General features: G+C 53.3%; 17 protein-coding genes. 4 read left to right on the top strand and 13 right to left on the bottom strand.

Annotated features, from left to right (window positions below; translation table 11 throughout):
• Nucleotides 1-101 precede the first annotated feature (101 nt).
• Nucleotides 102-530 carry a YhbP family protein gene (locus WCC56_RS04440; RefSeq protein WP_424691216.1) on the bottom strand — a complete coding sequence of 143 codons (429 nt, stop codon included), beginning with the start codon at nt 528-530 and terminating at the stop codon, nt 102-104.
• Nucleotides 531-603: 73 nt separating this feature from the next.
• Between WCC56_RS04440 and WCC56_RS04435 the strand changes: the two genes are divergently transcribed.
• Nucleotides 604-921, top strand: coding sequence for a GIY-YIG nuclease family protein (locus WCC56_RS04435; protein WP_424691215.1), 318 nt, complete (start codon nt 604-606; stop codon nt 919-921).
• On the opposite strand, the gene WCC56_RS04430 is transcribed toward WCC56_RS04435, so the two are convergent.
• Together WCC56_RS04430 and ubiT are read right to left on the bottom strand one after the other, a co-directional pair.
• A complete protein-coding gene (locus WCC56_RS04430) occupies nt 908-1,411 on the bottom strand; it encodes a GNAT family N-acetyltransferase (RefSeq protein WP_424691214.1) in 504 nt (167 codons plus the stop codon). The two genes, WCC56_RS04435 and WCC56_RS04430, sit on opposite strands and share 14 nt — an antisense overlap.
• A complete protein-coding gene (ubiT, locus tag WCC56_RS04425) occupies nt 1,405-1,932 on the bottom strand; it encodes a ubiquinone anaerobic biosynthesis accessory factor UbiT (protein ID WP_424691213.1) in 528 nt (175 codons plus the stop codon). Before ubiT ends, WCC56_RS04430 begins: the two co-directional genes overlap by 7 nt.
• A gap of 205 nt (nt 1,933-2,137) precedes the next feature.
• Between ubiT and ubiU the strand changes: the two genes are divergently transcribed.
• The 3 genes from ubiU (at nt 2,138) to WCC56_RS04410 (ending at nt 5,274) form a co-directional block, all read left to right on the top strand.
• On the top strand, nt 2,138-3,133 hold the full coding sequence (gene ubiU, locus WCC56_RS04420; protein ID WP_424691211.1) for a ubiquinone anaerobic biosynthesis protein UbiU: 996 nt from the start codon (nt 2,138-2,140) through the stop codon (nt 3,131-3,133).
• Nucleotides 3,134-3,141: 8 nt separating this feature from the next.
• Nucleotides 3,142-4,020, top strand: coding sequence for a U32 family peptidase (locus WCC56_RS04415; protein ID WP_424691210.1), 879 nt, complete (start codon nt 3,142-3,144; stop codon nt 4,018-4,020).
• 240 nt (nt 4,021-4,260) lie between these two features.
• A complete protein-coding gene (locus WCC56_RS04410; RefSeq protein WP_424691209.1) occupies nt 4,261-5,274 on the top strand; it encodes a luciferase-like monooxygenase in 1,014 nt (337 codons plus the stop codon).
• Between the two features lie 128 nt (nt 5,275-5,402).
• Here WCC56_RS04410 and WCC56_RS04405 read toward each other — a convergent pair whose 3' ends face one another.
• The 10 genes from WCC56_RS04405 to infB form a co-directional block, all read right to left on the bottom strand.
• Nucleotides 5,403-6,569: an MFS transporter gene (locus WCC56_RS04405; RefSeq protein WP_424691208.1), complete on the bottom strand. Its 1,167-nt coding sequence runs from the start codon at nt 6,567-6,569 to the stop codon at nt 5,403-5,405.
• Nucleotides 6,570-6,733: 164 nt separating this feature from the next.
• The gene (locus WCC56_RS04400; RefSeq protein WP_424691207.1) at nt 6,734-7,732 is read right to left on the bottom strand and encodes an ROK family protein; all 999 of its coding nucleotides are present in this window, start codon (nt 7,730-7,732) and stop codon (nt 6,734-6,736) included.
• 157 nt (nt 7,733-7,889) lie between these two features.
• On the bottom strand, nt 7,890-9,827 hold the full coding sequence (locus WCC56_RS04395; protein ID WP_424691206.1) for a DEAD/DEAH family ATP-dependent RNA helicase: 1,938 nt from the start codon (nt 9,825-9,827) through the stop codon (nt 7,890-7,892).
• Between the two features lie 16 nt (nt 9,828-9,843).
• Nucleotides 9,844-9,900: a protein YrbN gene (gene yrbN, locus WCC56_RS04390; protein ID WP_106382000.1), complete on the bottom strand. Its 57-nt coding sequence runs from the start codon at nt 9,898-9,900 to the stop codon at nt 9,844-9,846.
• A gap of 103 nt (nt 9,901-10,003) precedes the next feature.
• Nucleotides 10,004-10,888 carry a lipoprotein NlpI gene (gene nlpI, locus WCC56_RS04385; protein WP_424691205.1) on the bottom strand — a complete coding sequence of 295 codons (885 nt, stop codon included), beginning with the start codon at nt 10,886-10,888 and terminating at the stop codon, nt 10,004-10,006.
• Nucleotides 10,889-11,014: 126 nt separating this feature from the next.
• Entirely contained in the window at nt 11,015-13,159 is a 2,145-nt protein-coding gene (gene pnp, locus WCC56_RS04380; protein ID WP_424691204.1) for a polyribonucleotide nucleotidyltransferase, read from the bottom strand.
• A gap of 300 nt (nt 13,160-13,459) precedes the next feature.
• Complete coding sequence (rpsO, locus tag WCC56_RS04375) at nt 13,460-13,729, bottom strand: 30S ribosomal protein S15 (RefSeq protein ID WP_024966694.1); 270 nt, start codon at nt 13,727-13,729, stop codon at nt 13,460-13,462.
• A 106-nt stretch (nt 13,730-13,835) separates the two neighbouring features.
• Nucleotides 13,836-14,780 carry a tRNA pseudouridine(55) synthase TruB gene (gene truB / locus WCC56_RS04370; protein ID WP_424691203.1) on the bottom strand — a complete coding sequence of 315 codons (945 nt, stop codon included), beginning with the start codon at nt 14,778-14,780 and terminating at the stop codon, nt 13,836-13,838.
• Complete coding sequence (rbfA, locus tag WCC56_RS04365; RefSeq protein ID WP_424691202.1) at nt 14,780-15,196, bottom strand: 30S ribosome-binding factor RbfA; 417 nt, start codon at nt 15,194-15,196, stop codon at nt 14,780-14,782. Before rbfA ends, truB begins: the two co-directional genes overlap by 1 nt.
• 69 nt (nt 15,197-15,265) lie before the next feature.
• Entirely contained in the window at nt 15,266-17,950 is a 2,685-nt protein-coding gene (gene infB, locus WCC56_RS04360) for a translation initiation factor IF-2 (RefSeq protein WP_424691201.1), read from the bottom strand.
• Nucleotides 17,951-17,957 lie beyond the last annotated feature (7 nt).

Below are 17,957 nucleotides of genomic sequence, written 5' to 3'. Positions count from 1 at the left end.
TCATTGCAGGCTACGCCCGACGTCGTCATAGTACTCAGGATCCTCTGTCCACAGTTTGATCAGGGTTCAATTTCAGGTTACATGTTGCTTGAATAAACGACTTATTCTCGCGTCCAGATCAGTTTTTTACCAAAGCCTAACGCATTATCGGTCATCTTCAGCTCATCGAGCTTTATTTCCCATAACGGCGCAGAGACTTTTGCCGCGATCGGGAAACGTTTGATGTATGCCTTGCGGGCATGCTGTTCTTCTTCGCCCTCCAGCAAGACTATCCGCCCGGAATATTGCACGCCTTTAATCAACAGTACCGATTTAGGCTGCCCATTGATGGTCCCGGCCACCAGCGGATCTTTTGCTATCGTTGCGCCGTGGCGGGTTTCCGTTTCCGTCATCAGCCAGAACGCGACCCGTTCAGCGTCATAGACGTAAAAGCAGTTGGCGCACCACACGGGATTGCCACTGCAAAGGGACAGCACATGGTGTTTTTTAAGATACCGACCGATCGCAATTAGGTGTTCGCTTGCTGACATTCCGCCTCCCTGAAAAACGCTACTTTGCCACATTCACAGCAGGTTTTGCTATGCTGCGGGCAGAGGAATTGTGATGACAGAAATGATAATCGAAAATGAACGCGCGCACTGGCGTCTGTATATCCTGCGCACGGCCAGCGGTCTGTTATATACCGGGATCACCAATGATGTGGCCAGACGCTTCTTGCAGCATCAGGCGGGAAAAGGGGCGAAGGCGTTACGCGGTAAAGGCCCGCTGGAGTTGCTGTTTCACTGCGAAGCTGGCGACCGTTCTTCTGCTTCGCGCCTGGAGTATCAGGTGAAGCAGTTGAAGCGTGCGGAGAAGATCAGGCTGGTAGAACACCAGCCTGTCTCATTAAGCGCCTGGCTGGAGGCACTTAAGAGCGGTTAAAGGGTGCAGAATAGTCAATATGGCCTTCGGCACCGGTAAACGCATTGTCAGCCAGCTTGTAGACCTGAAAAGCAGCCTCCGCGCCCGGCGTGCGGCAACGAAGTTGATGCCTGGCTGCCGGTTCAAAACCGTAACGCTCGAAGTAGGCCGGATCACCGATCACCACCACCGCGGCATAGCCAAACTCATTCAGCGTATCCAACCCTTCATAGATCAACTGTTTACCCAGTTCCTGCCCGCGGAAACTGGCGTCAACGGCGAGTGGCGCAAGGCCAACCCACTGATAATCTTCACCATTCAGCGTAACTGGGCTAAATGCGGCATACCCGAGAACCTGGCCTTCCTCATCCGTGGCAACGACGCCAAGGGTAAGTAAACCGTCTTCACGCAGTTGCTGAACCAACTCGGCTTCTGCGGAGGTCTCAAAACAGCGGCGCAACAGACTGTCAATACTCGCCGCATCCATTCCTATTTCACTACGAATCAACATGGTGCACCCGCGCGATCCGCTGGGGAATTCGCGTCCTCAGTCAGTCCAGCCTCAACCAAATCGGCCAGTTGCATAAGGCCAAAGCGCAACGGCGCTGGCATGAATTCAAGCTCAATCGCATCCATCAGATTTTTCACTTCCAGCCCCAATTCTGTGTCTCCTTCAATCACCAAACGGCGCTGGAAAAACAGGGTATCGGGATCCAACCTGCGAGCGGCAATAAGCAGCAGATCGTTAGCGTCGCCACGAAACCAGACGTCCGCTTCCACCCGTTCAGCTACGCGTATTTTTCCCTGTTCAACAGTCGTTGCCCAGCTCAGCCCGAGGTCACGGATCTCAATCCCTAACCAACGCCCCTGCAGAAAGTTTACCTCACCTTCGGCCAAAGCATGGTGAAATTGCCCGTTCAGGATCTGCTGCAGCATCTGCTTCTTGATCATAAACGGCGCAAACTGCAGCGGTATCCGTAACATTTTCGGACCTTTTCGAACCAATTGAGCGCGAAATGGGTTCAACACCATCGTGACTCCTTCTGAGTAAATTTCGACTATTTTGCCAGATTGACAAAACACATCAGGCAGTTGGATCAACAAAATGAGCGAACTTTCTGGAAATCGTCGGTAAATCTCTTCCCATCAATACGCCATTAGCTGCCTTAAATCAAAAATTGTCCTCTCCATGCTGACTAAACTCGACGGCTCTTCAGTTTATCCGGAATGTCTTGATATGGAATTGCTTTGCCCTGCAGGTAACTTACCTGCCCTGAAGGCGGCGATAGAGAATGGCGCTGATGCCGTGTATATCGGCCTGAAAGACGACACCAATGCACGCCATTTTGCCGGGCTCAACTTCACAGAGAAACGTTTGCAGGAAGCTTCCCGCTACGTTCATCAGCATAGACGCAAACTGCATGTTGCGATCAATACATTTGCCCACCCTGACGGTTATCAACGCTGGGAACGGGCGGTGGATATGGCCGCACAGGCCGGTGTAGATGCTCTGATCCTTGCCGATATCGCGATGCTGGAGTATGCCGCCGAGCGCTATCCGCACATCGAGCGCCATGTTTCGGTTCAGGCTTCAGCCACTAACGCCGAAGCGATCAATTTCTATCAACGTAACTTTGAGGTTTCGAGGGTCGTTCTTCCCCGAGTACTTTCAATTCACCAGGTTCGACAGCTTGCGCGGGCCACCACCGTACCGCTTGAAGTCTTCGCCTTTGGCAGCCTGTGCATCATGGCCGAAGGACGCTGTTACCTCTCCTCTTACCTGACTGGCGAATCTCCGAACACCGTTGGCGCCTGTTCTCCCGCTAAATATGTCCGCTGGCAGCAGACACCAGCGGGGCTTGAGTCGCGTCTGAACGAAGTGCTGATCGATCGCTACAGCGCCAATCAGAACGCCGGTTATCCCACGCTTTGTAAGGGCCGTTATAAAGTAGATGATGTGCCCTATCACGCCATGGAAGAGCCGACCAGCCTGAATACGCTGGAGCTGCTTCCCACGCTGCTGGCGGCGAACATCGCCTCGGTGAAAATCGAGGGACGCCAGAGAAGTCCGGCTTATGTCGCTCAGATCGCTCGCATCTGGCGGCAAGCCATCGATCGCTGCAAAGCAGATCCGCAGAGTTTCACCGCACAACAAAGCTGGATGGACGCATTAAGCGCGCTCAGCGAAGGCACACAAACCACGCTCGGTGCCTATCACCGTGAATGGCAGTAAGGATCACCATGAAATACGCATTAGGCCCGGTTCTTTGGTACTGGCCAACTGAAACATTGCAGGCATTTTATCAGGCGGCTGCAGACAGTCAGGCCGAGATCGTCTATCTGGGCGAAGCCGTTTGCAGTAAGCGCAGGGCAACAAAACATGCCGACTGGTTGGGCATGGCAAAAGAACTGGCAGCCAGCGGCAAACAGGTGGTTCTCAGCACGCTGGCACTGGTGCAGTCCCCTTCTGAACTGACGGAGTTGAAAAGGTATGTCGATAACGGTGAGTTTCTGATTGAAGCCAACGATATGGGCACGGTGAATATGGCTTCTGAGGCCGGCCTGCCTTTTGTCGCCGGGCATGCCCTCAACTGTTATAACGCTGTAACGCTGCGCCTGCTGCACAAAATGGGCATGGTGCGCTGGTGTATGCCGGTTGAGCTTTCCCGTGAATGGCTGGTCAATTTGCTCACCCAATGCCAGGCGCTGGGCATCAGGAATAAGTTTGAGGTAGAAGTGCTGAGTTACGGCCATTTGCCTCTGGCTTATTCCGCGCGCTGCTTTACCGCCAGAGCGGAAAATCGCGGTAAAGATGACTGTCAGACTTGCTGCATTGACTATCCCCAAGGCAGAGCATTGCGCTCACAGGAAGATCAGCAGGTGTTTGTGCTTAACGGCATCCAGACCCTGAGTGGCTACTGCTATAACCTGGGCAATGAACTGATTTCGATGCAGGGACTGGTCGACATTGTGCGTCTGTCTCCGGAAGGCAGTGACACCCTGTCGATGCTTGACGCTTTCCGCAACAATGAAACCGGGAAACACCCTTTACCGCTGGTTTCTCGCCAGCAATGTAATGGCTACTGGTGGAAAGTGGCCGGGCTGGAATTAGTTAACTAAAAATCAGCGGGTTAATGGCCCGCTGAATTCCCCTAAGAATAATGGCAGTTTTAATATGACTGATGATGGAGGATACTGGTCGGACTAGCCTGTCCTGAGCGCGAACCGTTGGAGTGGCAGGTCTTATGACCGGCCCGGCGCTGTGAAAAGTGCTGCAAACTGCCAATCCTTTTGAGAAGAAATCGTCCAGGATAGATATTTGTATTGGCGCTAAGCCGCCCTTCGAATAAGTGAGCACCCATGTCTGATATAAAAAATGTTCCACTTTCGGTTCTCGATCTGGCGCCGATCCCGCAAGGCGCTACAGCGCGCGAGGCGTTTCACTCTTCTCTGGCACTCGCACAGCAAGCGGAAAAGTCAGGATATAACCGTTACTGGCTGGCTGAACACCACAACATGACCGGTATTGCCAGTGCGGCAACGTCCGTGCTGATTGGTTATCTGGCTGCCAACACCACGACGCTGCGCCTGGGGTCTGGGGGCGTGATGCTGCCGAACCATTCACCGCTGGTCATTGCTGAACAGTTCGGCACACTCGAATCTCTCTATCCCGGCCGTATCGATCTGGGACTGGGTCGCGCGCCGGGTTCGGATCAACGCACAATGATGGCACTTCGCCGTCATATGGGCGGCCATGTAGATAACTTCCCGGCTGACGTTTCAGAGATGATTGCCTGGTTTGATGCCGAAGACGGCGAACAACCAGCCGTACAACCGGTGCCGGGACTTGGGCTAAAAATCCCTGTCTGGTTGCTTGGTTCCAGCTTGTATAGCGCTCAACTTTCCGCACAGCTAGGCCTGCCGTTTGCCTTTGCTTCGCATTTCGCGCCGGATATGTTGTTCCAGGCTTTGCATCTTTACCGTGAAAACTTCAAGCCTTCGGCCCGCCTTGAGAAGCCCCATGCGATGGTGTGCGTGAATGTCGTCGCGGCGGACAGCGAACGCGATGCCCGCTTCATGTTCACTTCAATGCAGCAGCAGTTCATCAATCTGCGCCGTGGCAAACCAGGCCCGCTTCCCGCGCCGGTTGAGAACATGGATAATCTGTGGTCACCTTCAGAGCAATACGGTGTGCAGCAGGCGCTGAGCATGTCGATTGTGGGCGATCTGGATAAAGTTCGTCAGGGACTGGCTTCACTGATCCGTGAAACTCAGGCTGACGAAATCATGGTGAATGGTCAGATTTTTGATCAGCAGGCGCGTTTGCGCTCGTTTGAACTCGCTATGGAAGCGCATAAGTCGCTTCAGGCATAAGAAACCTGCCCCCGAAAGCACTGCTGTGCTTTCGGGTCACTCTTCAGAAAGGCCCTCTTCCTTCCACCAGTCATCAATCACCTGAATTCCACCGGCTCGTTGTTCGGGCGGAAGCAGGCCGCAGATTTTCAGGGTTTGTAGCGGAGTTTAAAAGCGCCAAAGGTGATAATCAGAAATGCTGCCGCTACCACCGTGAAGGCGACGTAAAGACTGGAAAGATGAGCAACCCAACCCAACAGCGCGGGTCCGCCCAGCACGCCGAGGTAACCCATCGTCGCCACCAACGCTACCGACATGTTGACCGGCATCACCGTTTCCTGACCGGCAAGCGTGATTAGCACCGGAACAATATTGGCCGCACCAACGCCTACCAGAGCAAACCCAACCAGCGACAACTCCCAGCCCGGTAGCAACACGACCATCAGATAGCCTGCCAGCCCAACCAGTCCCCCCCAGGTCAGCACGCGCTTGCGTCCCAGTTTTTTCACCATGGCATCGCCGGTCAGTCGCATCAGTGACATAGTGAAGGCAAAGAGCGCAAATCCCCATCCGGCATGCTCTACCGCCAGCCCGCGCTGGCCGGTCATAAAGACGCCGCTCCAGTCCATTACCGCCCCTTCCGCCATAAAGGCAATCATAGCCATCACTGCCATCAGCACCAGACGGAAATTAGGCCGTCCCTTCGCTTTGCTGCTGTTACCGTCCGGCTGCTGATTACCTGAAGCCAGCAGGCCTGAAAGTGAGAACACGGTGACCAGCGCTATTATGCTTACGGCAAGCACAGTACTTAATTCAGGGGTGATGCCGCTGCCAAGTAGCAGTGCGCCGCCAGCGGCACCGACCATGCCACCTACGCTCCAAAGACAGTGGAAGCCAGACATCAAAGGCTTATCGGCGGCCTGCTCAACCATCGTTCCCTGCACGTTAACCGCCACATCAGCCAGGCCAATCCCCATGCCAAAAATAAACAGGCTCAGCGCCAGCAGGCGGATGTCGTTCAGCGCTGCCATGAGCGGCAGCATCAGGCAGTACAGTACAACCGCACTGACAATCACTGCCCGGCAGCCAAATCGGCCAATGATGCGTCCCGATCCGATCATCGACAGCAGTGAGCCAGCGCCAAGGCAGAGCAACAAGAGTCCCAATTCACCCTCGGCGGCTCCTGTTCGCTGCTGAGCGAAAGGTACCAGAGCCGCCCAAAGTCCCATCGCCATCCCGGTGACAAAGAAGATTGCTCTGGTGGCGAAACGTCTGGCAGGGTTGTCGGCGATAGTCAGGGAATGATTAACGGACATAGTCAGCCTTTCTCAGTAGGAAATCGTTTCACTGCAACAGCAGTACGCACTTATTAAAAGACTTATAATAAGTGCTGATTATAGTATCGCGCGACAAGAGCTGTCAAATCACGCGGTGATGAAATTACCGCGTAAAGTGAGGGATGCAGGAGTGGGTAGAGAGGTTAACGGTCAAAGAGTCGATGAAGGTTGTAACTTTGGGCCGTGAGTTCCGCGATCCCCTGTAAGTAGTCCGGACGGACCGAGTGGCGATAGACCAACTCAGGAATATGACGTTCAGGAATGCGCTCAGCACAGCGCTCGCGGATTTGTGCAACCAGCCGTTCACTAACCTGTGGCCCGGAGAGTGCCACCGTGGCGGGGTTCACCGTTGCCGTAAGAGAAAGCACGATATTAATCAGTTCATCCTGCACCAACTGTGGTTTAGGTGTGTTGCACGGAAGGTAAGAGACCTCACCTGCGAAGTAGCTTGCCCCCTGCAGAAGCTGGCCGTTAATCACTATTCCACAACCGGTACAGGGCACTTCAGGTTTCAGCAGGAATGCGACGGGAGCGGTGGCTGCAGCACCGCTGCTGCGATAAAACCCCCAGGCAGTGTAGTTCATGTCATTGTCCGCCTGAACGTACAGGCCGAGCCGTTCGCGCAGCCGCTGTGCAATCGGTACACCAGTAAACAGGCTGATATCACAAGAGAGCACAACGCCTTCCGCCACCACGCCGGGTAATCCTACGCCCAGTGCTTTCACATTGGGATAAGCTTTTATCAGCATAGCAGCCTGCTCAATGAAGTTTTCCAGCGTTAGCGGCAGAAAACCGACTTCCCCCTGCGCCAGAACCTGGCCGGTTGCGGAGGTAACCGACCATACCAGGTCAGACGAATCATCACTTCCTTCCGCATAGAGGCTCAATAAAGAGAAGAAATCAGGATTGCAGGCATAGCGTTGAGCAGGCCGTCCCCCGCGCGAAGACTCCAGCTCAAGGGCCAGCACTTCACCGCTTTGGCATAAATCATTAAGCACCGTGCCGCAGGTAGCCACGCTCAAGCCTGTTTGTGCAGCAGCTTCTGCTTTAGTGGCTGAGCCGAGCGACTTAAGCACATCGGTAACCAGCACGACGTTGTTGATCTTCATCTCATGTGTCGTACGGCTGACGGGGGTTCTCATATTGCCTCACTGGCCTGTTCTTCAACGGGCCTAATTTACCACAAGGTGAGCGGCAGCCTGTAGCAGCCCTGCTCACCGATATTCAGGCAAAAAAAAAGCCAGTCACCGAAGTGACTGGCTTTTCGTGTGAACAACGCCGTTAAGCGTCAGTCAGTGATTATGCATCACGACGACGAGTTGGCGCGTTGCCACCTTCGGTACGAGGACCGCGGTTGCCACCGTCACGGCTGAAACCGCCGCCACGACGCTCACCACCGGCAGCAGGTCCGTTGCGGTCATTGCTGAAGCGACGAGCGCCTTCAGGACGATCGCTACGGCCGCCTTCACGGTTGCCAGCGCCGAAACCACCACGGGCTGGAGCAGGACCACGACGCTCGCCGCCACCACTACGCTCTTTGCTGTGTGGCACGGCATCGCCAATCAGCTGCATATTCATTGGTTTGTTCAGAATACGCGTACGAGTGAAGTGCTGCAGGATGTCACCCGGCATACCTTTCGGCAGCTCGATAGTTGAGTGAGTACCGAACAGTTTGATGTTACCGATGTAACGGCTGCTGATATCGCCTTCGTTAGCGATAGCACCAACGATGTGACGCACTTCAACGCCGTCATCGCGGCCAACTTCAATGCGGTAAACTTCCATATCGCCAACGTCACGACGTTCGCGACGGGCTGGACGCTCGCCACCTTCACGGTTTTCACGAGGAGCACGCTCTGGACGGTCTCCACGACGATCGTCACGCTCTTTGAACTCACGACGAGGACGCTGAGGTGCATCGGCAGGAACGATCAGAGGACGTTCACCCTGAGCCATTTTCAGCAGAGCAGCGGCCAGCGTTTCGATATCCAGCTCATCTTCTGCAGGCTGCATTTTGCTCAGCAGCGCACGGTACTGTTCCAGATCGCTGCTTTCCAGCTGCTGCTGAACTTTAGCCGCGAACTTAGCCAGACGACGCTCACCCAGCAGTTCTGCGTTAGGCAGTTCAACTTCTGGAATGGTCAGCTTCATGGTGCGTTCAATGTTGCGCAGCAGACGACGCTCACGGTTCTCAACGAACAGCAGAGCGCGACCAGCACGGCCAGCACGACCGGTACGGCCGATACGGTGAACGTAAGACTCTGCATCCATTGGGATGTCGAAGTTTACCACCAGGCTGATACGCTCAACGTCCAGGCCGCGGGCCGCAACGTCGGTTGCAATCAGGATGTCCAGACGACCATCTTTCAGGCGTTCCAGAGTCTGCTCACGCAAGGCCTGGTTCATATCACCGTTCAGAGCAGCACTGTTGTAACCGCTACGCTCCAGCGCTTCAGCAACTTCCAGCGTCGCGTTTTTGGTACGCACGAAGATGATCGCAGCATCAAAGTCTTCAGCTTCCAGGAAGCGAGTCAGTGCATCAGTCTTACGACCGAAAGCAGTCCAGTAGCTCTGAGAAATGTCAGGGCGAGTGGTCGTGCTTGACTGGATACGCACTTCCTGCGGATCTTTCATAAAGCGTTTAGTAATACGACGAATCGCTTCTGGCATGGTGGCAGAGAACAGAGCAGTCTGATGATTGTCTGGGATCTGAGCCATGATAGTTTCAACGTCTTCGATGAAGCCCATACGCAGCATTTCATCGGCTTCGTCCAGCACCAGGCCGCGCAGGTTAGACAGATCTAACGTGCCACGCTTCAGGTGATCCAGCAGGCGACCAGGCGTACCCACAACAACTTGTGGACCCTGGCGCAAAGCGCGCAGCTGAACGTCATAACGCTGACCGCCGTAAAGGGCAACCACGTTAAGACCTTTCATGTGTTTAGAGAATTCGGTAATTGCTTCGCCTACCTGAACCGCCAACTCACGAGTTGGTGCCAGCACCAGGATCTGAGGTGCTTTCAGGGAGCTATCAATGTTGTTTAGCAGTGGCAGCGAGAACGCTGCAGTTTTTCCGCTACCGGTCTGTGCCATACCCAGAACATCACGGCCTGCCAACAGGTGAGGAATACACTCAGCCTGGATTGGAGAAGGCTTAACGTAGCCCATACCGTTCAGAGATTCGAGGAGTTCGGCGTTCAGGCCAAGGTCAGCAAAAGTGGTTTCAATATCAGTCATGTAGTACACGTGCCTCTTAGATTGCGGCGGCCAGTCTACATAACTCGTCGTGAAAACATTCAGTCATTTTCATCAAAAAGTGTGAACCGGCTCAAATTAGTGGTTTCGACGAACAAGAAAGCCCTCATCCGCTAAGATGATGACATTTCGAAAAAAGGGCGATAGTAGTTCGTCAGCTATTGCTGGTCAGATTCTGATAAATCGTCTTGTGTCTGGCCGAGTAGGGCCAGCTCCAACAATGCATATCGGTGCTCAACGAAGTTATGAACGTTGTTAGCGACCGTCAGCTTGAACAACGCTTCTGCGTCGTCCTTCTCCCCCAGACTTAGGTAATGTTTACCTAAATAGAAGTTGGTTTCACTGAGATGTTCAGCGAGCGAGGTGTTATCCGTTGCGTCTGCCTTGAGACTGTCCATCAGTGTACTTTCACTGATATTTCCCAGGTAGAACTCGACAATTTTCCATCCCCATTGGTCTCTGACCGCTTTGTCATAACGCTGTTGAAGCGCTATTTTAGCCTTGTCTGCATCCATCTCACGTTCGTCGAGATAGAGCCACAGGCTGCGGAAAGGATCGTTAGGATCGTCTTGATAAAACGCCAGCAGATCATCTTGCGCTAATTTATACCTTCCGCCGTAGTATAAGGCGATACCGCGGTTTAAATGCGCATAATTGTAAGTTGGATCAAGCTCAAGTACAGAATCGAACGCTTCATAGGCAGCATCAAAATTGCCTGCCTGCGTTAAGTATATGCCTAAGTAATTGAATACTTCAGGCATATCAGGTCTGACAGATAACGCTAATGAAAAGTCATTTCGCGCCAGTGCTCTCAAACCTAAACTATCATACAACACTCCGCGCTCATATAACAGCTGTGCGCGTTCATCATCGCTAAGGGATCGACTGGCAAGAATTTGTTCCATACGTGCCAGAATCACTTCCTGTTGCAGCGTAGGCTGCAGCGGAACAGCCAGAACCTCGTTCTTACGCCAATCCGAGTTGCTGCATCCTGCCAGCGTTAAAGCTGTCGCAACGAAACACCAGCGTAAAAAAGGCTTCATTTCCCACTCCCAAATACAAACAATGGGATGACCATCCTTTCATCCGCCTGCCGTGCACAAGGTGTCGTCCTGTCCTCGCGATGATACAGCTCTCCCTGCGAACAGGGAGAGCTTAAGGGTCTGACTTTATTCTGCTTCAGGAGCTTCAGGCGCTGCTGGCGTCGCAGCTGCTTCAGGCTCTGCAGCCTGCTCAGTCGCTTCTTTGATGCTCAGACGCACACGGCCCTGGCGATCAACCTCCAGTACTTTCACCGGCACTTCCTGGCCCATCTGCAGATAGTCGGTCACTTTCTCTACGCGCTTGTCAGCGATCTGAGAGATGTGAACCAGACCTTCTTTACCACCACCGATAGCTACGAAGGCACCGAAGTCAACGATGCGGGTCACTTTACCTTGGTAGATACGGCCCACTTCGATTTCTGCAGTGATCTCTTCGATACGACGGATAGCATATTTCGCTTTATCACCGTCGGTCGCAGCAATTTTCACCGTGCCATCATCTTCGATTTCGATGGTGGTGCCGGTTTCTTCAGTCAGCGCACGAATAACAGAACCGCCTTTACCGATCACGTCTTTGATCTTGTCCGGGCTGATTTTGATAGTGTGAATACGTGGTGCGAACTGAGAAATATCGCCGCGCGGTGTGCTGATAGCCTGTTCCATCACGCCCAGAATGTGCAGACGCGCACCCTTAGCCTGATTCAGAGCCACCTGCATGATTTCGCGGGTAATACCTTCAATTTTAATGTCCATCTGCAGCGCGGTGATACCTTCACGGCTACCGGCTACTTTGAAGTCCATGTCGCCCAGGTGATCTTCGTCACCCAGAATGTCAGACAGAACCACAAAGTTCTCGCCTTCTTTTACCAGACCCATCGCAATACCGGCTACGGCTGCTTTGATTGGTACGCCTGCATCCATCAGTGCCAGAGAAGCACCACACACGGAAGCCATTGAAGAAGAGCCGTTTGATTCAGTAATTTCTGACACTACACGCACGGTGTACGGGAACGCATCGGCTTTAGGCATCACAGCTAACACGCCACGCTTCGCCAGACGACCGTGACCAATTTCACGACGCTTAGGCGACCCAACCATGCCAGTTTCGCCTACGCAGTACGGAGGGAAGTTGTAGTGGAACAGGAAGCTGTCAGTCTTCTCACCCATCAGCTCATCCAGGTTCTGCGCATCACGGGCGGTGCCCAGTGTAGCGGTAACCAGTGCCTGAGTTTCACCACGGGTGAACAGCGCGGAACCGTGAGTACGTGGCAGAACGCCAGTGCGCACATCCAGACCACGGATCATGTCTTTTTCGCGACCATCGATACGTGGAGCGCCGCTCAGGATACGACTACGAACCACGTTCTTCTCAAGTGAATGCAGAAGGTCGCCGATTTCGTTAACGTCCAGGTTTGCGTCTTCCGCCAGCAGTGCTGCGGTAGTTTCGGACTTGATCACACCAACCTGAGCATAACGCTCTTGTTTCTCAGTGATCTGGTAAGCTTCGCTCAGGCGGGATTCAGCCAGCGCAGCAATACGGCCCTGTAAAGATTCGTTGACAGCTTCTGGCTGCCATTCCCAACGTGGTTTGCCAGCTTCAGCCACCAGGTCGTTGATTTGATCGATAACAATCTGCTGCTGCTCATGGCCAAACACCACAGCACCCAGCATCTGGTCTTCGCTCAGCAGTTCAGCTTCAGACTCAACCATCAATACCGCGCCCTGAGTACCAGCAACAACCAGGTCCAGCTTACTTTCTTTCAGCTCATCTGTTGTTGGGTTCAGCACGTACTGATCGTTAAGGTAGCCAACGCGAGCGGCACCGATTGGACCATTGAAAGGCAGACCTGACAGGCTCAGCGCTGCAGAAGCACCGATCAACGCCACGATATCAGGGTGAACCTGTGGGTTAACAGACACCACGGTTGCAATGATCTGGACTTCGTTAATGAAGCCTTCCGGGAACAGCGGACGAACCGGACGGTCAATCAGGCGAGAGATGAGGGTTTCACCTTCGCTTGGACGGCCTTCACGACGGAAGAAGCTGCCTGGGATACGACCAGCAGCGTAAGTACGCTCCTGATAGTTAACAGTCAGCGGGAAAAAGTCCTGTCCTGGCTTAGTGGTCTTTTTGCCTACAACGGTAACGAACACAGCGGTGTCGTCCATGCTTACCATTACGGCTGCCGTTGCCTGGCGAGCCATCATACCGGTCTCAATGGTGACGGTATGCTGACCATACTGGAATTTTCTTACGATCGGGTTCAGCAAAATTATGTCCTTAACGTACTGGCAAGGCACTGACCCTGCCGTTAATTTTAAATCCTCATCTGCATCCTCGCGACTAATGACAACCCTAATCCCTTATGGGACAAAGCCTCTCATTAGCCGCGCGAACCTCTGCAACTGAAGATCACACCCAGCAACAATACAATAGTTTGGCTTGAAATGCTGCCGCTGACCTGAAAAAAGGGGCCATAAAGGCCCCTTTTTAGCGAAACTCGCACGAATCTGCCATTACCGTATTTCGGACCATCAGAATGGCCCGAAATGACCTGGCAAACTCTAAGACTAGCGACGCAGACCCAGACGCTCGATCAGGCTGGTGTAACGTGCTACATCTTTACGCTTCAGGTAATCCAGCAGCTTACGACGCTGGGAAACCATACGCAGCAGACCGCGACGGCTGTGGTGGTCTTTTTTGTGCTCAGAGAAGTGACCCTGCAGATGGTTAATCTGCGCAGTCAGCAAAGCAACCTGAACTTCGGTAGAACCACTGTCATTCGCATCACGACCGTAATCAGCAACGATCTGCGCTTTAGTTTCAACACTTAGAGACATGATAACTCCAAATTATAAGATAAATGTACAGGCGCCGATCTCTAATTCAGCAACCCAATGGTAAAGCCGCGCCATTCTACTCTTAGCCAGAAGCTTACGCAAATGACTAGTCGGAATATTCTACAACCAGCCGGCGTGGCGCCACGCGACCGTCGTCAGCAATTTCAGCCATGCCGATAAACTTCTGCTCTTCGCCTTCCGTGACCCGAACCAGGCCGGAAGAAGGAGCATTAGCGGCCTGCACTGGCATGCCTTGCCTGAAGTAAGCTGAGACAGCTAAAGGCAGATTTACCGCTGGATAAGCGGCTGCCGGGCTATCCATTGGCATCAGTAACGCATCAAGCAGTTCTGCCGGCGTGCGCTCTGTGCGGTAAGCTTCTTCACTTAGTTCAGCCAACTGTTCCAGCGTCACCATACTGGCGATGGGATAGGTAGCAACCTGTAATCTGCGCAGGTAAATTACGTGCGCTCCGCAGCCCAGCATCTCGCCGAGATCGTCGGTGATGGTGCGGATATAGGTGCCTTTAGAACAGTGGATTTCCAGCTCCAGCTCGTCGCCTTCCCAGCGAATAAACTTTAGCTCGTAAACGGTAATGCTGCGGGCTTCACGCGGGACTTCAACGCCTTCTCGGGCATACTCGTACAGCTTGCGACCCTGATACTTCAACGCTGAATACATAGACGGCACCTGCTGGGTTTCCCCACGGAAGCTGTCTAAGGCCTTCTCCAGTTGTTCCTGAGTAAAGGCTAGCGGACGTTCGCTGATAATTGCGCCATCGGCGTCAGAGGTATCCGTGCGTTGTCCCAAACGGGCAATCACGCGATAACGCTTATCTGAGTCCAGCAGATACTGAGAAAACTTGGTGGCTTCCCCCAGGCAGATCGGCAGCATGCCGGTAGCCAGAGGATCTAACGCGCCGGTGTGGCCAGCACGGTTTGCTGTGAACAACCGCTTCACTTTCTGCAGGGCATCGTTACTCGACAGTCCCTGGGGTTTGTCCAACAGCAGAACACCGTGGACGTCGCGTCCGCGACGACGAGGACGGCTCATCAGTCTTCCTTCTTGTCTTCTTCTTCCTGCTCTTCCTGCGGTCCACGACGTTCAACGTCGTTTCTGACCACGTTAGTAACCAGGTTAGACATGCGCATCCCTTCCACCAACGAGTTGTCGTAGAAGAAGGTCAGTTCAGGCACGATGCGTAAACGCATTGCTTTGCCCAGCAGCGTACGGATGTAACCAGAAGCATCACCCAGTGCACGCAGGCCGCCTTTAATAGCGTCTTCGTCTTTGTCGTTCAGGAAGGTAACAAACACTTTGGCGTAGGCCAGATCGCGAGACAAATCGACGCCTGACACGGTAACCATCATGCCCAGGCGGGGGTCTTTAATCTCACGCTGCAGAATGACAGCAATCTCTTTCTGCAATTCCTGGGAGACACGCTGTGGGCGACCAAATTCTTTCGCCATAATAATACTCTCCAAATAATTCGGGAGGCACAACGGCCTCCCAAATAAGTCACTGTTTTCAGGCGACCATTAATCGATAGTACGTTGGATCTCGATAATCTCGAACACTTCGATCATATCGCCAACACGCACATCGTTGTAGTTCTTCACGCCGATACCACATTCCATGCCGTTACGGACTTCGTTAACGTCATCTTTGAAGCGGCGCAGGGATTCCAGCTCGCCTTCGTAGATAACCACGTTGTCACGCAGTACGCGGATTGGGTTGTGACGTTTGATGTTACCTTCAGTCACCATACAGCCCGCTACAGCGCCGAACTTAGGTGATTTGAACACGTCACGAACTTCAGCAAGACCGGTAATCTGATGCTTGTACTCAGGCGCCAGCATACCGCTCATCGCCTGCTTAACTTCGTCAATCAGATTATAGATGACGGAGTAGTAACGCAGATCCAGACTTTCGGTATCCACTACGCGGCGAGCAGAAGCATCGGCACGGACGTTGAAGCCCAGCAGGATAGCGTTAGAAGCAGCGGCCAGAGTTGCGTCAGTCTCGGTGATACCACCTACGCCTGAACCAACAATTTTCACTTTCACTTCGTCAGTAGACAGCTTCTGCAGGGAATCAGAGATCGCTTCGACAGAACCCTGAACGTCAGCTTTCAGTACGATATTCAGTTCAGAAACTTCACCTTCGGTCATGTTAGCAAACATGTTCTCCAGTTTAGATTTCTGCTGACGTGCCAGCTTAACTTCACGGAATTTGCCCTGACGATACAGTGCAACTTCACGGGCTTTCTTCTCGTCACGAACCACTGTTGCTTCATCACCGGCTGCAGGAACACCTGACAGACCCAGAATCTCAACAGGAATTGAAGGACCAGCTTCAGTCACTTCACGACCTAATTCGTCACGCATCGCACGCACACGGCCATACTCGAAGCCGCACAGCACGATATCGCCTTTGTTCAGCGTACCTTCACGTACCAGCACGGTAGCAACCGGACCACGACCTTTATCGAGGAAGGATTCGATAACCACACCGCTTGCCATACCCTGACGAACCGCGCTCAGTTCCAGAACTTCTGCTTGCAGAAGGATGGCGTTGAGCAGGTCATCAATACCGGTACCGGCTTTAGCAGACACGTTCACGAACATGTTCTCACCGCCCCACTCTTCCGGAATGATTCCGTACTGGGTCAGTTCGTTTTTAACACGTTCTGGATCGGCATCTGGCTTATCAACCTTGTTCACCGCTACAACAACCGGCACTTTCGCCGCTTTAGCGTGCTGGATAGCTTCGATAGTTTGTGGCATCACGCCATCATCTGCCGCTACAACCAGGATAACGATGTCCGTTGCCTGAGCACCACGAGCACGCATTGCGGTAAACGCGGCGTGTCCCGGGGTATCCAGGAAGGTGACCATACCGTTTTCAGTTTCAACGTGGTATGCACCAATGTGCTGAGTAATGCCGCCCGCTTCGCCAGAGGCGATTTTGGTGGAGCGAATATAATCCAGCAAAGACGTTTTACCGTGGTCAACGTGGCCCATGATGGTCACGACTGGTGCACGGGATTCCTGCAGCGCATGAGTATCACGATCGCTCATTACCGCTTCTTCCAGCTCATTCTCGCGGCGCAGCGTCACTTTGTGACCCATTTCTTCCGCGACCATCTGAGCAGTTTCCTGATCGATAACCTGGTTAATGGTGGCCATGGCGCCCATTTTCATCATCGCTTTGATGACCTGGGAACCTTTCACCGCCATTTTGTTAGCCAGTTCGGCTACGCTGATGGTTTCGCCGATGATCACATCACGGTTAACAGCCTGCGCTGGCTTGTTAAAGCCCTGCTGCAGAGTGCTTGGCTTGCGTTTGCCGCCTTTACCGCCGCGAACCTGCGCACGCGCTTCTTCACGGTCAGTTTTCGCTTCAGAATGCTTGTTGCCTTTCTTGGAGCGTGGCGCTTTTGCCGGGCGGACTGCACGGGTGCGACGGTCGCCTTCAACCTTCGCATCGTTTTCGTCTTCAGCCGCACGGGCGTGGGTAGAAGTGGTTACGTGATAGTCAGAAGTGTCTTCAACTTCTTTAACCTCAGTCCACTCGGTGCCTTTCTCTTCTGCCATTTTACGAGCCTCTTCCGCTACGCGCTTCGCTTCTTCTTCAATCTTGCGATGCGCTTCTTCTTCGGCTTTACGCTTCAGTTCTGCAGCTTCTGCTTCGCGACGGGCTTTATCAGACTGCGTTGCCCGGGTTACTTCATCAGTAGGTTGATTGCTCACTTTATCTTTTTCCGCTGCTTCACGTTTGGCTTTATCAGCTGCCTGTTTAGCCTGCTCCTCGGCTTCACGCTTCGCTTTGTCTTGGGCTTCATGCTTGGCTTTTTCTTCAGCCTCGCGACGAGCCAGTTCTTCCGCTTCACGCTGTGCCTGCTCTTCTGCTTCAGCCTGTTCAGCTTCTGCAGGATCGCCTTTTACATAGGTGCGCTTTTTGCGGACTTCAATTTGGACTGACTTGCTTTTGCCCCCGGTAACGGGAACATTCAAGGTGCTGCGCGTCTTGCGCTGCAGAGTCAGTTTACCTGAACCGCCGTTATGATCGCGATTCAAATGGGTCAGGAGCGTTTCTTTTTCCTGCTGTGTCACAGAATCAGTCTCAGACTTGCGGATCCCTGCATCAGCAAACTGCTGTACCAGGCGTTCTACCGGTGTCTGGATCTCTGCGGCCAGCGATTTTACAGTTACATCTGTCATGCTGTTC

Source organism: Erwinia sp., from assembly GCF_049696395.1.
Lineage (GTDB): Bacteria > Pseudomonadota > Gammaproteobacteria > Enterobacterales > Enterobacteriaceae > Erwinia.
The sequence above is the reverse complement of the archived record's forward strand: the minus strand, read 5'-3'. Positions and strand labels throughout refer to the sequence as shown.